Origin of the sequence: Actinomadura fulvescens, from assembly GCF_039533225.1 — a bacterium.
GTDB lineage: Bacteria > Actinomycetota > Actinomycetes > Streptosporangiales > Streptosporangiaceae > Spirillospora > Spirillospora fulvescens.
Genome location: NZ_BAAATD010000003.1, coordinates 229863 through 245137, shown reverse-complemented (window position 1 = coordinate 245137; position 15275 = coordinate 229863). Strand labels below are relative to the sequence as shown.

12 protein-coding genes are annotated in these 15275 nt (G+C 70.0%); 2 read left to right on the top strand and 10 right to left on the bottom strand.

The genetic code is table 11. The features are described 5' to 3' along the window. Positions 1–43 precede the first annotated feature (43 nt). Complete coding sequence (locus ABD333_RS13065; protein WP_344540797.1) at positions 44–838, top strand: ABC transporter ATP-binding protein; 795 nt, start codon at positions 44–46, stop codon at positions 836–838. Further along, a complete protein-coding gene (locus ABD333_RS13060; protein WP_344541563.1) occupies positions 838–3339 on the top strand; it encodes an ABC transporter permease in 2502 nt (833 codons plus the stop codon). Before ABD333_RS13065 ends, ABD333_RS13060 begins: the two co-directional genes overlap by 1 nt. A 79-nt stretch (positions 3340–3418) precedes the next feature. Here ABD333_RS13060 and ABD333_RS13055 read toward each other — a convergent pair whose 3' ends face one another. From ABD333_RS13055 to ABD333_RS13010, 10 genes are all read right to left on the bottom strand, one after another. Then, complete coding sequence (locus ABD333_RS13055; RefSeq protein ID WP_344540795.1) at positions 3419–4363, bottom strand: ABC transporter permease; 945 nt, start codon at positions 4361–4363, stop codon at positions 3419–3421. Then, on the bottom strand, positions 4360–5328 hold the full coding sequence (locus ABD333_RS13050; RefSeq protein ID WP_344540793.1) for an ABC transporter permease: 969 nt from the start codon (positions 5326–5328) through the stop codon (positions 4360–4362). The genes ABD333_RS13055 and ABD333_RS13050 overlap by 4 nt, the downstream gene beginning before the upstream one ends. Positions 5329–5380: 52 nt before the next feature. Further along, complete coding sequence (locus tag ABD333_RS13045; RefSeq protein WP_344540792.1) at positions 5381–7189, bottom strand: ABC transporter substrate-binding protein; 1809 nt, start codon at positions 7187–7189, stop codon at positions 5381–5383. A gap of 177 nt (positions 7190–7366) precedes the next feature. Continuing rightward, entirely contained in the window at positions 7367–8491 is a 1125-nt protein-coding gene (locus ABD333_RS13040) for an ABC transporter ATP-binding protein (RefSeq protein WP_425546909.1), read from the bottom strand. Then, a complete protein-coding gene (locus ABD333_RS13035; RefSeq protein ID WP_344540790.1) occupies positions 8491–9573 on the bottom strand; it encodes an ABC transporter ATP-binding protein in 1083 nt (360 codons plus the stop codon). The genes ABD333_RS13040 and ABD333_RS13035 overlap by 1 nt, the downstream gene beginning before the upstream one ends. Beyond that, positions 9573–10583: an ABC transporter permease gene (locus tag ABD333_RS13030; RefSeq protein WP_344540789.1), complete on the bottom strand. Its 1011-nt coding sequence runs from the start codon at positions 10581–10583 to the stop codon at positions 9573–9575. Before ABD333_RS13030 ends, ABD333_RS13035 begins: the two co-directional genes overlap by 1 nt. A gap of 82 nt (positions 10584–10665) precedes the next feature. Then, positions 10666–12426 carry an ABC transporter substrate-binding protein gene (locus ABD333_RS13025; protein ID WP_344540788.1) on the bottom strand — a complete coding sequence of 587 codons (1761 nt, stop codon included), beginning with the start codon at positions 12424–12426 and terminating at the stop codon, positions 10666–10668. 58 nt (positions 12427–12484) lie between these two features. Beyond that, entirely contained in the window at positions 12485–13480 is a 996-nt protein-coding gene (locus ABD333_RS13020; protein WP_344540787.1) for an ABC transporter permease, read from the bottom strand. Between the two features lie 516 nt (positions 13481–13996). Continuing rightward, on the bottom strand, positions 13997–14422 hold the full coding sequence (locus ABD333_RS13015) for a hypothetical protein (RefSeq protein WP_344540786.1): 426 nt from the start codon (positions 14420–14422) through the stop codon (positions 13997–13999). 174 nt (positions 14423–14596) lie between these two features. Further along, positions 14597–15265: an HAD family hydrolase gene (locus ABD333_RS13010; protein WP_344540785.1), complete on the bottom strand. Its 669-nt coding sequence runs from the start codon at positions 15263–15265 to the stop codon at positions 14597–14599. Between the last annotated feature and the right edge of the window lie 10 nt (positions 15266–15275).

Below are 15275 nucleotides of genomic sequence, written 5' to 3'. Positions count from 1 at the left end.
ACCGTTCCATCCGCAGACAGATTCCGCAGACAGGGGAGTTCACGTGACGAACACCGCCCCACCCACCGCTGACGCGCACTCCGCGCCCGGGGCGGGCGATTTCGCCGCACGGGCACATCAGATCGCCAAGGTGTACGGCTCCGGCGACGCCCAGGTCATCGCCCTCGACGGCGTGACCGTCGGCATCCCGCGCGGCCGCTTCACCGCGATCATGGGTCCCTCGGGGTCCGGCAAGTCCACGCTCATGCACTGCATGGCGGGTCTGGACGCGGTGGACTCGGGCCAGGTCTTCATCGGCGACACCGACCTGACCCGGCTCAAGGACAAGCAGCTCACCCGGCTGCGCCGCGACAGCGTCGGCTTCATCTTCCAGGCGTTCAACCTGGTGCCGACGCTGACCGCGCTGGAGAACATCACGCTGCCGATGGACATCGCCGGCCGCAAGCACGACCAGCAGTGGCTGGACACGGTCATCGACACCGTCGGCCTGCGGCCGCGTCTCAAGCACCGGCCGAGCGAGCTGTCGGGCGGCCAGCAGCAGCGCGTCGCCTGCGCCCGCGCCCTCGCCTCCCGCCCCGAGATCATCTTCGCTGACGAGCCGACCGGGAACCTGGACTCGCGTTCGGGCGCCGAGGTGCTGAACTTCCTGCGCGAGTCGGTGCGGCAGATGGGCCAGACCATCGTCATGGTCACCCATGACCCGTCGGCGGCCGCCTACTCCGACGAGGTGCTGTTCCTCACCGACGGCCAGATCGTCGACAAGATGGTCGACCCGACGGCCGAGCGCGTACTCGAGCGCATGAAGGGCTTCGACCAGCCGGGGGTCACGGCCCGATGATGGCCAAGGTGACGCTCCGCAATCTCGCGGCGCACAAGATCCGCCTGGTTCTCACCGCGGTCGCGGTGATCCTGGGCGTGGCGTTCGTGTCGGGCACGCTGATCTTCACCGACACGATGAACAAGCAGTTCGACGACCTGTTCGACCGGGTCGGCAAGGGCGTGGCCGTCGACGTGCGCGCCAAGAAGCTCACCGACGACTTCGAGGACGACGGCCTGTCGGCGCAGCCCGTCCCGGCGTCGCTCGTGGAGCGCATCCGCGCGATCCCCGGCGCCAAGGACGTCAGGGGCAACGTGTCCGGCTACGCGGCGGTCGTCGGGACCAACGGCAAGATCGTCGGCACCGAGCAGCAGGGTCCGCCCCAGCTGGGCGTCAACTGGACCCCGGGCGGCGACTACGACCTCAAGGAGGGCCGCGCGCCGGCCGGTCCCGCCGAGGTCGCCATCGACGCCAAGACCGCCGAGAAGGGCAAGCTGAGGATCGGCGACACCGCCAAGGTCGTCGTCCAGGGCCCGCCGCGGCAGGTGAAGATCGTCGGCCTGATCGACACCGGCAACCTGATGGGCGCCACGGTCACCGCGTTCGACACTGCGACCGCGCAGCGGCTGCTGCTCAAGCCGGGGTTCTTCAACGACATCCAGATGGGCTCCGCCGGCCCGGGCGAGACCGAGCTGCGCGACAGCGTCGCCAAGATCCTGCCGGCCAACGTGGAGGCGATCACCGGGACCAAGCTGCGTGAGGACGCCAAGAGCGACGTCGCCACCATCATGAACTTCTTCCGGACGTTCCTGCTGGTGTTCGCGTTCATCTCGATCTTCGTCGGCGCGTTCATCATCTTCAACACCTTCTCCATGCTGGTCGCCCAGCGCACCCGGGAGCTGGCGCTGCTGCGCGCCATCGGTGCGGCGCGGCGGCAGGTGACGCGGGCCGTCCTCGGCGAGGCGATCGCGGTCGGTTTCATCGGGTCCACGATCGGCCTGCTGGCCGGTGCCGGGCTGGCGACGATGCTGCAGGGCTTCATGATGCAGGACAGCGCGTCCGGGCTGGTCTTCACCGTGACGCCGGTGATCTGGTCGTACGCCGTCGGCATCATCGTCACGGTCGTCGCGGCCTACTTCCCGGCCCGCCGCGCGGCGAAGATCCCGCCGGTCGCCGCGATGCGCGACGACGTCGCCCTGCCGCAGCGTTCGCTGCGGATCCGTGTCGCGCTCGGCTCCACGCTGACCCTGCTCGGCGCGGCGCTCATCTCGCTCGGCCTGTTCGGCGGCGGGAGCAACCCGATCATCCCGGTCGGCGTCGGCGCCCTGCTGGTGTTCATCGGCGTGGCGATGCTGGCACCGGTGATCAGCAAGCCGGTGGTGCGGGTGCTCGGCGCGCCGTTCGCCCGCCTGCTCGGCACGCCGGGCCGTCTCGCCCAGCAGAACGCGCTGCGCAACCCGCGGCGCACCGCCGCGACCGCCGCCGCGCTGATGATCGGCCTGGCGCTCATCACCACCGTGAACGTCATGGGCGCCACCATGCGCGCCTCGGTGGAGTCGCAGGTCGACAAGCAGTTCGGCGCCGACTACGTGGTCGAGCCGACCGGCGCGGGCGGAACCGACGACTCCGCGGTCGCCAGGGTCGCCGCGACGCCGGGCGTCGAGAGCGCCTCGGCGTACTACTCGGGCAACGCCAAGATCAAGAACAAGCGCGCCTTCTACGTGTCGGGTGACGTCAAGGCCCTCGCCGACGGCGTGCGGCTGGAAGTGATCAGCGGCGGCACCGACGTCGGCCAGGACGGCATGCTCATCGACGAGGACACCGCCAAGGACAACAAGTGGGCGGTCGGCTCGACGATCCCGGTGGCGTTCCCCGACGGCGAGACGCAGCAGCTGCGGGTCGCGGGCGTCTACGAGAAGAACGAGATGCTCGGGCCGCGCGTCATCGCGCAGCCGGTCTACATGGCTCACACGGCCAAGCCGGCCGTCGACGGCATCGTCGTCAACGCGAAGAACACCGACGCCGCGACCAAGCAGGCCATCGAGCGGTCCGTGCGGGACTACCCGAACCTGAAGGTCTCCGACCAGGCGGCGCTCAAGAAGGACGCGCGCAAGCAGGTCGACCAGTTCGTCACCTTCTTCACGATCCTGCTGGTCATGTCGGTCATCATCGCGGCCGTCGGCGTCATCAACACGCTGGCCCTGTCGGTGATCGAACGCACCCGCGAGATCGGCCTGCTGCGGGCGATCGGCATCAGCCGCCGCCAGCTGCGCCGCATGATCCGGGTCGAGTCGATCGTCATCGCGGTGTTCGGCGCGGTGCTCGGCATCGGCATCGGCGTCACGTTCGGCGCCGCGCTGCAGAGGGCGCTGAAGGACCAGGGGCTCACCGTGCTCGCCATCCCGTTCGGCACGCTCACCGTGTTCGTCGTGGTGGCCGCGATCATCGGGGTGCTCGCCGCGCTCTGGCCCGCGTGGCGGGCCGGACGCATGGACGTCCTGAAGGCCATCTCCACCGAATAGACACACCCCTGAGCGCCCCATCCGGGGGCACAGGACGCGCCCCGTACGGCAGACCCGACCGTACGGGGCGCGTCCCTTGTCAGGCGAGCCGCACGCGCGGGTCCAGGAACGAGTAGGCGATGTCGACCAGGAGGTTGGCCACCACCACGCACAGCGCGACGACGAGGACGACGCCGAGGATGACGGGCGCGTCCCCCACCGTGATGGACTGGACGACGAGCTGGCCGACGCCCTGCAGGCCGAACACCTTCTCGATGACGATGGTCGAGCCGATGAGCACGCCGACGTCGACGCCGAACTGCGTCACCACGGGAGCCAGGGCGGCCCGCAGCCCGTGCCCGTAGACGACCCGGCGCTCCGGCAGCCCCTTGGCCCGGGCCGTGCGGATGTAGTCCTCACCGAGCACGTCGAGCATCGCGCCGCGCGTCAGCCGGGTGTAGCCCGCCATCAGCAGGAACGCCAGCGCGAACCACGGCAGCGTCATCCGCTTCCAGAAGTCGTCCTGCAGCGGCGGCCCCGGCTCGAACAGGTGGACGCCGGCGTCGCCCGCCTTGCCGAACAGCACGTACACCATCAGCAGCGCCACCACGAACGCGGGCATCGACAGGCCCGCCAGCACGAACAGCGTGGCCAGCCGGTCGACGAGCGACCGTGCCCGGGTGGCGCTCAGCACGCCGGTGAGGACGCCGCCCGCCAGCCACAGCACCGCCGCGCCGAGCACGAGCACGACCGTCGTCGGCAACCGGTCGGCGAGCATCGAGGCGACCGGCGTCCCGTGGATGTAGGACCGGCCGAGGTCGCCCCGCAGCAGCCGGCCGAGGAACGTGCCGTACTGCACGATGAGCGGCTCGTCGAGCCCGAGGTTGCCGCGGATGAGCCGGAGCGTCTCAGTGGTCGCGCGCGGGCCGCCGATCACTCGTTCGGGGCTGCGCGCCGCGACGAAGACCAGGAGGAACACCGCGGTGGACACCAGCCACAGCACCACGACGCCGAACACCGACCTCCGGACGATGAACCGGATCATCGTTTCGCCCCCTTCGCGCGCCGCCGTCCGCGCGGCGGCCGTCCGGTACGCGGGTCGAAGGCGTCGCGGATGCCGTCGCCGAGGATGTTGAACGCGAACGTGGTCGCCAGCAGCAGCCCCGCCGGGACGAGCAGGAACCACCACGCCGTCCGGTAGTACTCCTGCGCCTCGTCGAGCATGCCGCCCCAGCTCGGCGTGGACGGGTCGACCCCGGCGCCCAGGAACGACAGCGTCGCCTCGAACGTGATGGCCTGGGGGATGAGGAGCGAGGCGAGCACGGTCACCGGGGCGGCGAGGTTGGGCAGGACGTCCACGAACATGATCCGTGACCGGCTCGCGCCGAGCGACCTGGCCGCCTCGATGTACTCCTTCTCCCGGATGGACAGCACCTGGCCGCGGACGACCCGCGCCATGGCGGCGAAAGCGAAGAAGGCGATCACCAGGACGGTCAGCGGCACGCTCGCGCCGAACGTCACCGCGGCGACGATGGCGACCAGCAGGTAGGGGAACGACAGCACCACCTCGACACCGCGCGCGAGCACGTCGTCGATCCAGCCGCCCAGGAATCCCGCCAGCACCCCGGCGAGCACGCCGAAGACCGTCGCCAGCGCGGTCGCGGCGAGCCCCACCAGCAGCGACACCCGCGCGCCGTAGGCGGCCCGCACCAGCACGTCCCGGCCGATCGAGTCGGCGCCCAGCCAGAACTCCCCCGACGGCCCGGCCGGCAGGCCGCTGCCGTCCAGCCCGGTCTCGGGGTGGGCGGAGTGGTAGGTGTGACCGGTCCACGCCGCCCACAGCGGCGCGGACAGCGCGAACACCATCATCGCCACGATGACGCCGGCGGACGCCATGGCGAGCCGGTCGGCGCGCAGCCGCGCGAGCGCCAGCGTCCACGGGCCGCGGCACCGGATCTCCCGGCCGGAGGCACCGGCCTCGGGCTCTGCCTCGGCCTCACCGGGGCTCATGGTGTCGTTTCCGGGCGCGGGGGGCCGGTGTGGCGGGCGTGGCCGCCGGCGTTCAGGGGGCGAGGCGTACCTGTGCGTAGTCATAGGCTTGGATCGTCGGGATGAACCGCGCGTCGCGGACGCGGTGCGAGCGGAAGATGGGGAAGTTGGGGCTGAGGAACGGCACCACCGCCGCGTCGGCCATGATGAGCCGGTCGGCGGCGTGCCACAGCGCATCGGCGTCGGCCGGCCGCTCGGCCTGCAGCGCCCGGTCGATGAGGCTGTTGACCTCGGCGTTGTCGTAGGCGCCGTAGTTGGTGGAGTTGGGTCCGTAGGTCCGGCCGTCGAAGAGCGGCTGGATGACCGACCGGCCGTTGTTGCCGTACCAGTCGGGGCTCCAGTTGGGCACGGCGACGTCCCAGCTGCCCGCGCGGGCGGCGGACGGGGTCACCAGGGTGCGGCCGTAGAAGGTGCCGTTGCCGTCGGCGATGAGCTGCGCGGTGACGCCGCAGGCGGCGAGGTTGGCCTGCACCGACTGCGCGACCCTCGGGTTGTTGCCGCCGGACCGGTACGGCAGGCGCAGGGTCAGCCCGCCGTCGCGTCCGGCGGCGGCGAGCAGGCTCCTGCACCGGGCGGGGTCTCCCCTGCCGCCGGGCGTCGGGTACGGGTCGTGCCTGCGGTGGCCGACGTTGCCCGGCGGGATCACCTGGTGCAGCGGCTCGGCCACGTCGGGGCCGCCGTAGATCTTGACCAGCGCCGACCTGTCGATGGCGTAGGCGATCGCCTGCCGGACGCGCCGGTCGGCCAGGGCGCGGTCGTTGTTGGGGCTTTGCAGGTTGAACACCAGGAACGGGCTGAGGCTCGGGGATCGCCGGATGGCCAGGCGCGGGTCGCCGGCCGCTCTGAGGCGGTTGAGTGCCGCCACGGGCACCGGCGAGTCCCAGGCCAGGTCGGCGGTGCCCTGTTCGAGCTGCTGCTGCACCCCGTCGGGGCTGGCCTGCCCGAGGGTGATCTGGATCCGGTCGACGTGGGCGGCGCGGAGGGGATCGGTGTCGGCCCGCCAGGCCGGGTTGCGGTCCAGGACGATCGTCGTGCCGGGCGTGTACCGGGTGATCTGGTAGGGGCCGTTGGAGATGGTGTTGCGGCGGAACTCGGGACCGTCGGGCACGTACCGGTCGTACTCGCGCGGCGCGGCCGTCGCGAACTGCAGGCCCAGGATGTCGAGCATGTCACCGGCCGGGCGGTCGAGCCGCACGACCAGGGTCCTGTCGTCCTTGGCCTTCAGGCCCGCGATGTCATGGCCGTTCTGGAAGTCGGCCATCGCCCGGGCGTCGCCGCCGTTGACCTTGGCGTAGGCGGCGCAGTAGGCCGCCATGCCCGCGATGGTCGAGCGGTAGTAGCCCTGGCCGCCGGACGGCGCGGCCGGGCTGCACAGCCGTTTGAGGCCGCGGACATAGTCGGCGGCCGTCACCTCACGCGGCGGGCGGGTGTTCCATCTGACGCCGTCGCGCAGCCTGATGGTGTAGGTCCTGCCGTCGGCGCTGATCCCGCCGTTGCCGCGTGTCGGCAGCTCGCGGGCGACGTCGGGCCGGAGCGGGATCGTCTCCTCGAACGTGTTGGACGACCCGGTGCGGAACAGCGGCCGGGCGAACATGCGGCTCAGCGAGAGCGAGGCGAAGGTGTAGCCGCTCGCCGGATCGAGGTGGTCGGGATCGGAGGCGCCCACGATCCGCAGCGTGCCGCCCCGGCCGGCCTCGCCGCCGCCGGTCCCGTCGCCGCCGGCCTGGTCGGTGCAGCCGGCCAGCGCTCCGGCGAGCAGCGCCGCCGCCGCGATGGCCGTGGTCGCCGGACGTTCCCGTGCGGCCCTTCCGTCCCCCCGCACCACACGCCCTCCCGTATGACCGCAAGTCGTCGCACAGCCGACCTTGCAGGGCGCGCACCCGCACCGCACCGTTCTGCACGGTTCGTGACCGTACTATGACTCAAGGTATACCGGAAAAGGCCCGTGCGGAGGAGCTCCGCACGGGCCGATCACCTGCCGCCGGGAGGCGTGGGAGGGTCAGTCCTTGGAGGCGGGCGTGTCCGCCGGTCCGGTGGCCGAGCCCGGGGTCACCGCGGCCTTGGCCACCAGGTCGGTGGCGCTGACCGTGGTGTTCTCCGGGAAGTGGCACGCCGCCATGTGGCCGGGGCTGAGCTCCTGCAGCGGCGGCTCGACCTGCTTGCAGATCTCCTGCGCCTTCCAGCAGCGGGTGTGGAAGCGGCAGGCGGGCGGCGGGTCGAGCGGGCTCGGCACGTCGCCCTGCAGCCGGATCCGCTGCCGGCCCTCGCGCTTGCTCGGATCCGGGATCGGCACCGCCGACAGCAGCGCGTGGCTGTAGGGGTGCATCGGCCGCTCGTACAGGTCGGAGCGGTCGGCGATCTCGACGAGCTTGCCGAGGTACATGACCGCGACGCGGTCGGAGATGTGCCGCACCACCGACAGGTCGTGCGCGATCACCACGTAGGTGAGGTCGAGCTCGTCCTGCAGGTCCTCCAGCAGGTTGACGACCTGCGCCTGGACCGACACGTCGAGCGCCGACACCGGCTCGTCGGCGACGATCAGCTTGGGCCGCAGCGCGAGCGTGCGGGCGATGCCGATGCGCTGCCGCTGGCCGCCGGAGAACTCGTGCGGGTAGCGGTTGTAGTGCTCGGGGCTGAGCCCGACCATCTCCAGCAGTTCCTGCACGGCCGCCTTGTAGCCCTGCTGCGGCTGCTCACCCTGCAGCCGGAACGCGGCGCCGACGATGCTGCCGACGGTCTGCCGCGGGTTCAGCGACGAGTACGGGTCCTGGAAGATCATCTGCATGTCCCGGCGGAGCGGCCGCATGTGCCCCTGGGACATGTGGGTGATGTCGTGCCCCTCGAAGGTGATCTTCCCGAAGCTGGGCTCCAGCAGCCGCATGATCATGCGGCCGGTGGTGGTCTTGCCGCAGCCGGACTCGCCCACCAGGCCGAGCGTCTCGCCCTTGCGCACGGCGAAGGACACGCCGTCCACGGCCTTCACGGCGCCGACCTGGCGCTTGAAGACGATGCCCTGGGTGACCGGGAAGTGCTTGCCGAGGTTCTCGACCTCCAGCAGCGGCTCTCCCCGCTCCCCCTTGCCCTTGACGGCGGCGCCGTCGGATGTGCTCACGTTGTCCCCCATCACAGCTTGGGCGCGATCTCGTCGTTCCAGATCTGCCGGCGCTTCTCGGCGGGCAGGTGGCAGGCGACCCGGTGGCCGGGGGCCGCGTCCCGCAGGTCGGGACGCTCCTCGGTGCTCTTGCCGCCGTTCAGTTCAGCGTAGGCGCAGCGCGGGTTGAACGCGCAACCCGACGGCAGGTTGATGAGGCTCGGCGGAGTGCCCTTGATGGGCAGCAGCCGCTCGGTGCGCTCCCGGTCCAGCCGCGGCATCGAGCCCAGCAGGCCCCAGGTGTAGGGGTGCTCGGGCGCGTGGAACACCTCGTCCACGGCGCCGTACTCCACGCACCGGCCGCCGTACATCACCAGGATGTCGTCCGACAGCTCGGCGACCACGCCGAGGTCGTGGGTGATCATGATGATGGCGGAGTTGAACTCGCGCTGCAGGTCCCGGAGCAGGTCCAGGATCTGTGCCTGCACCGTCACGTCCAGCGCGGTGGTCGGCTCGTCGGCGATCAGCAGCTCCGGGTCGCACGACAGCGCCATCGCGATCATCGCGCGCTGCCGCATGCCGCCGGAGAACTGGTGCGGGTAGTCGTCCACGCGCCGGTCCGGCTTGGGGATGCCCACCCGGCCGAGCATGTCGATCGCGTGCTTGCGGGCGACCTTCTTGCTGACGTCGTTGTGGATCCGGTAGGCCTCGATGATCTGGTGCCCCACCGAGTAGAAGGGGTGCATCGACGACAGCGGGTCCTGGAAGATCATCGCCATGTCGCGGCCGCGCAGCCGGCGCACCTGCTCCTCGTGCGCGCCGACGAGCTCGGTGCCGTCCAGCCAGATCTCGCCCGCGACCTTGGCGTTGCGCCGGTTGTGCAGGCCGAGGATGCCGAGGCTGGTGACGCTCTTGCCCGAGCCCGACTCGCCCACGATGCCGAGGGTCTTGCCGCGCTCCAGCTGGAACGACAGCCCGTCGACCGACTTCACCAGACCGTCGTCGGTCGGGAAGTGGATGCGCAGGTCGCGCACCTCCAGGAAGGCCGACGGGGGCCGCGGGTCCGTGCCGGCCGCGCCGTCGCGCAGCTCGGTGCCGCGCTTGTTGTCCGACATCAGGCCAGCCTCACTCTCGGGTCGGCGACCGCGTACAGGATGTCCACCACCAGGTTGGCGATGATCACGAACAGGCCGGTGGCCATGGTGACGCCGAGCGCCACGGGCAGGTCGCTGCGCGTGATGCCCTGCAGCATCAGCTGGCCGAGGCCGGCGAACGAGAACGTGGTCTCGGTGATCACGGCGCCGCCGAGCAGCAGGCCGATGTCCAGGCCGAAGATCGTGATGATGGGGGTGAGCGCGGACCGCAGCCCGTGCCTGGTGATGACCGTCCGCTCGGGCAGGCCCTTGGCGCGGGCGGTGCGGATGTAGTCCTCTCCCATCGTCTCCAGCATGCCCGCGCGGGTGAGCCGCGCGTACATCGCCGCGTACAGGAACGCCAGCGTGATCCAGGGCAGGATCAGCGCCTGCGCCCAGGTCGCCGGATTGTCGAGGAACTCGTGGTACCGCGGTGTCGGCAGCAGCTTCAGCTGACGGCAGACGAGCCAGATCGAGACCAGGCCGGTGAAGAACATGGGAAGGGACACGCCCGCCAGCGCGGCCGACATGGACGCGCGGTCGAAGACGCTTCCCCGCTTCAGCGCCGAGATGACGCCGATGGTGACACCGGACAGCAGCCACAGCACGGCGGCGCCGAGCGCGATCGAGAACGTCACGGGCGCCCGGTCGAGCAGCAGGTCGAAGACCGGCTCGTTGGTCCGGTAGGAGAAGCCCATGCACGGCGCGGGGCAGTGCGTGACGCTGGTGCCGAACTTGTAGTCGGCGCCGACGAAGATGCCTTGGACGAACTCCCAGTACCTGACCAGGAACGGGTCGTCCAGCCCGAGCTTGGCCTTGACGCCCGCCAGGCCTTCGGGGGTGACCTCCCGGCCCAGGTAGCGCGCCGCGAGGTCGTCGGTGGACTGACCCGCCAGCTTCGGCAGCAGGAAGAAGATGCCGAACGTCACCAGGCTGATGATCGCCAGCAGAAGAACGGCGACCAGTAGACGCCGGATGATGTATCGGATCACTTCGTGCGGCGGTGGGGGCCGGCGCGGCACTCCTCGTAGGATGCCGCCGCGCCGGCCACCTTCGCCTTCACCTCTCTCAGAATTACTTAGCGAGCCCGAGGTTGGCGTAGTCGATCATGCCGGAGTAGCCGTAGTTGATGAACACGTTCGTCATCTTCGGGTTCCGGTAGTAGAGGTTCTTCGCGTACAGCATCGGGACGATGGACGCGTCCTCCATGACCAGCTTGTCGATCTCCTGGTAGACCTTGTTGCGCGCGGCCTCGTCCTTCAGCTGCACGACGTCCTGGAACTTCTTCTTGATGTCCGGGAGGTCGATGTGCGAGATGTTGGAGCTACCGGTGCCCTTGAGCGCGCCCGGGTCGGTGATCTGCTGCAGGAAGCCGAACCCGGTCGGGAAGTCGGCCGCCCAGCCGTAGACCATCAGGCCGAGCTGGTTCTTCTTGACGAACTTCGGGTCGCCGACCACACCGCCGGTGTAGCCGTCCTCCGGGTAGTTCTTGATGTTGACGGTGATGCCGACCTTGGCCAGCGAGGCCTTCACCGACTCGGCCGCCGCCTTCTCCTTGGGCCGCTCGGTGCGGTAGGAGATGTTGGTGGTGAAGCCGTTGGGCTTGCCGCACTTGGTCAGGTGCTCCTTGGCCTTGGCCACGTCGCCCTTGCCACCAGGGGTCTGGTAGAGGTCGAACTTCTGGTGCGCCTTGAGGCTCGGCGGCATCACCGTGGAGGCGATGTCACCACCGGTCGTGCCACCGTAGGCGGCCTGGTAGCCGGTCTTGTCCACCGCGTACTGGACCGCGATGCGGCAGTCCTTGTTGGTGAACGGCTCGACCTGGCGGCTGATGGCCGTGTACCAGAGGAAGCCCGAGTTCGGGTTGTCGGCGTTCTTCTTCAGCTCCGGGTCGGAGAGGATCTTCGACCGGGCTGCCGCGTTGACGCCGTTGCCCTGGACGTCGACGTGGGCGCTGCCGTCGATCTGCCGGTTGTCGACCTCGTCGGCCGCGACGCCCAGCTGCACCTCGATGTTGTCGACGAGCTGCTTGCGGTTGGGGTCGCTGGCGTCCCAGTTGGTGTTCTTGCTCAGCTTGATCGACTTGCCGGGCTCGTAGCTGTCGAGCTTGTACGGGCCGGTGGACACGACGCCCTTGGCGTAGTTCACGCCGCCCTTGGCGCCGGCGTCGGCGGCCTTGGGGACCGGAGCGGTCTGCGGGATCGAGGCCAGGTAGTCGAACTCGGCGAACGGGGCCGCCAGCTTGAAGACCACGGTCTGGTCGTCAGGGGTCTCGACGCCCTTGAAGTTGTCGAGGTTCGGGTCCTTGTAGGGGCCCTTGTAGCCGTTCGGGTTGGCCAGGTACTGCCGGAAGTAGACCGGGCCCTTCTCCATGACCTCGGGCGAGTAGTTGCTCCGCGCGATCGCGTACTTCACGTCCTTGGACGTGACCGGCGTGCCGTCGGAGAACTTGATGCCCGGGCGCAGCTTGTAGGTCCAGGTCTTCAGGTCGGCGCTCGGCTGGCCGAGACCGGTGGCCAGGTCCGGCGTGATCTCCAGGTTGCCCTGGCCGCCGACCGACTTGAAGGTCACCAGCGTGCGCGCGTAGAGCCGGCTGAAGTTCCAGGCGGTGGCGTAGTACATGTTGCCGGGGTCGGGCGAGTCGAAGTCGCCCGTCCGGAGCATCTGGAGCGTGCCGCCCTTGTTGTCGCTCGGGTTGACGATCGCCGTGCTGCCCTGGTTGAAGACGCCGCTTCCGCCGCCTTCCTCATCCCCGCCGCCGCAGGCGGCGAGCACGAGGGCGGCGCTGACGCCGACCGCCAGAACGGCGGTGCCCCTCCGTGTCGTTCTTCTCATTGTGTTCGCTCTCCCTTGGGTTCGGTCGAGGTTTCTCGAGGGACAGGTGGTTGAGGGGTCAGCGCGAGGACCGCGGGTCCAGCGCATCCCGGAGGCCGTCGCCGAAGAGGTTGAAGGCCAGTACGGTGACGAAGATCGCCATGCCCGGGAAGAACATGAAGTGCGGCGCCACCTCGTAGACCTCCTTGGCCTCGTTCAGCATGCCGCCCCAGCTGGGGGTGGGCGGGATGATGCCGACACCGAGGAAGGACAGCGACGCCTCGAAGATGATGTTGGTGGGGATCATCAGCGTCGCGTAGACGAGGATCGGCGCCCACAGGTTGGGCAGCAGCTCGCGGAACAGGATGTACGGGGCCCGGGCGCCCATGCTGCGGGCGGCGTCCACGAACTCGCGCTCGCGCAGCGACAGGGTCTGGCCGCGGATGATGCGGCCGATGTAGGGCCAGCTGAAGAAGCCGATCACGAAGATCAGGAACGCGACGCGCAGCCCGTTGCCCTCCAGCCCGAACGCGCTGCTGGGGAAGACGCCGACGAGGGCGATCGCGAACAGCAGCAGCGGGAAGGCCAGGAAGATGTCCATGGCGCGGGCGATCAGGGTGTCGACCCAGCCGCCGAAGTAGCCGGCGATGACGCCGAAGAAGACGCCGAGCACGACCGCGAGCATCGTCGCCAGGAACGAGATCAGCAGCGAGTACTTGGCGCCGTTGACGATGCGGCTGAACATGTCCCGGCCGGCGGGCAGGTCCACGCCGAACCAGTGGTCGGCGCTGATGCCCGAGTGCATGATGCCCGTCTTGGGCCGCGACAGGGTCGGGTCGATCAGGTCGTTGTGCGGCTGGTTGGGGTCGCCCACCAGAAACGGCCCGACGACCGCCATCAGGATGAGCAGTATCACCAGGACGCCGCCGCCCATCGCGACCTTGTCGCGCTTGAACCGCAGCCAGGCGATCTGCCCGAGCGAGCGGCCCTGGATCGCCTTGCGTTCGACGCCCGCAAGGACGGCTTCCGGCTGGGCCTCAGCCTCAGAACCGGTCGCCTCGATCGGTGCGGTCACGCTCCGTACCTCCTGCCGTTCGGCCTGTTGGCCACTCCGCCGCCGACTCAACATCATGCGGCCGCGGAGATCGTCCGCTGTCCGCGCCCGTTACGCCGTGTTTGCTGGAGGGAAACCTAGCCCTTCGGGCACGACTGTCCATCGCGTGTGGCGGCCTCTGCTAGTACCCGTATCTGACTTGTGATCTCGTCGTCATCTTGGGCACACGTGACCTGCGCAACACACAGGACAAACCGCCCAGATATTACGTAGCCGGGCGAGGTGCTCGGGCTCGAAACACGGGTCGCACCGGGAAGCTTTACCGATCTGAGTCCTATCTGAGATCGATCGTCCGCAGGTCAACGGCGCCGGGGACGGAAAAACGGGCCGTCCGGCCGCGCGGAGGGCGGCCGGACGGCCCGTGTCGGGTCGTCCGGGGAACGGGGCTGAGCCGGGACGCCGGAGACAGGCGTGACTCTCGGGAACGCTCGTGTCACACGATCGTTCCTGATCACTCGGTCCCGTGACTACGCGGCGTCACTTGATGCCGCGGTTGCGGAGGATCTCCTCGATCTCGGCGAGGTCGGGATCCATGGCGGCGGGAGCGCCGCCGCCGGACCGCTCCACGGCCTTGGGCCGCCGTTTGGCCTCCTTGGGCGCCTTGGCGCCCTTGGACCGCCCGCCCTCCTCCACCGCGCCACCGGCCTCGGCCCGGCGGCTCAGCATCACGCCCGAGGCCAGGTAGAGGGTGACCGCGAGCCCCGCGAGGACCACGCCCGCCCACTTCACCGGGCTGAAGACCAGCTCGGTCACGAACTCGGTCACGCCGGTCATCGCCGCCGCGGCGGGCACCAGCGACAGGGCGGCGCCGCGCATGCCCGAGGCCGCCCCCCGGCGCTTGTAGACACCCCAGCTGATGACCAGTCCCAGCAGGGTGACGCCATAACTGATCAGCTCGATCATGCGGGCCCCTCAATCCGTGCGATAGTGCTCCCCCCATCGTCACACGCCGCGTGGGAGGCCTGCTCCTCCGCGGGAACGGTTGTGGGCGGCCCCACGTCATCCGCAAGCGGGAGCGGCCCCCTAGGGCCTGGGCGCGAGTCCCCTACCTGATCGCCCTCGCAGGTATCAGTACCGCTAGGGCGCGGCCTGGACGAGGGAGCGCAGCAACGGCACGTCGACCTCCTGCAGGGAGCCCACCACCGTGCGGCGCTGACCTGGCGGCGCAGGCAGCACTCCCGGCACGGCGACCGTCGCGCACCCGGCCGCCTCGGCCGAGTTCAGCCCGTTGGGCGAGTCCTCGATGGCCACGCACCGGGCGGGGTCGGCGCCGAGCAGCCCGGCGGCGGTCAGGTACGGCTCGGGATGCGGCTTGGTGTGCGTCACCTCGTCGCCCACCACCGTGGCCGCGAACAGGTCGCGGCCGATGGCGTCCAGGACCGGCTCGGTCAGCGCCCGGTGGCTGGAGGTGACCAGCGCGACCGGGATGCCGGCCTCCCGCAGGCCGCACAGCAGCTCCTTGGCGCCGGGCAGCAGCGGGACGTGGGTCGACAGCAGCTCGATCATGCCGTCCAGCATCCACCGGCCCACCTGCGCCTCCGGGACGCCGGTGCCGGTCTTGGCGACCATGTAGGCGGACGCGACGGCCAGCGAGCCGCCGACCAGGTGCCGCTGGTCGGCCTCGCTCCACGTGCCGCCGAGCCGCGCCATCACCTCGGTCTCGACCTCGAGCCAGAGCCGTTCGGAGTCGATCAGTGTCCCGTCCATGTCGGCCAGTACGGCCTGCAGTCCCCCCACGGGATTCACGCAGCTCCTC

Coding starts and splice junctions, on each gene's coding strand:
- ABD333_RS13025 (WP_344540788.1), bottom strand. CDS start 12,426: ATGAGAAGAACGACACGGAGGGGCACCGCCGTTCTGGCGGTCGGCGTC.
- ABD333_RS13040 (WP_425546909.1), bottom strand. CDS start 8,491: ATGGGGGACAACGTGAGCACATCCGACGGCGCCGCCGTCAAGGGCAAG.
- ABD333_RS13060 (WP_344541563.1), top strand. CDS start 838: ATGGCCAAGGTGACGCTCCGCAATCTCGCGGCGCACAAGATCCGCCTG.
- ABD333_RS13050 (WP_344540793.1), bottom strand. CDS start 5,328: ATGAGCCCCGGTGAGGCCGAGGCAGAGCCCGAGGCCGGTGCCTCCGGC.
- ABD333_RS13055 (WP_344540795.1), bottom strand. CDS start 4,363: ATGATCCGGTTCATCGTCCGGAGGTCGGTGTTCGGCGTCGTGGTGCTG.
- ABD333_RS13015 (WP_344540786.1), bottom strand. CDS start 14,422: ATGATCGAGCTGATCAGTTATGGCGTCACCCTGCTGGGACTGGTCATC.
- ABD333_RS13035 (WP_344540790.1), bottom strand. CDS start 9,573: ATGTCGGACAACAAGCGCGGCACCGAGCTGCGCGACGGCGCGGCCGGC.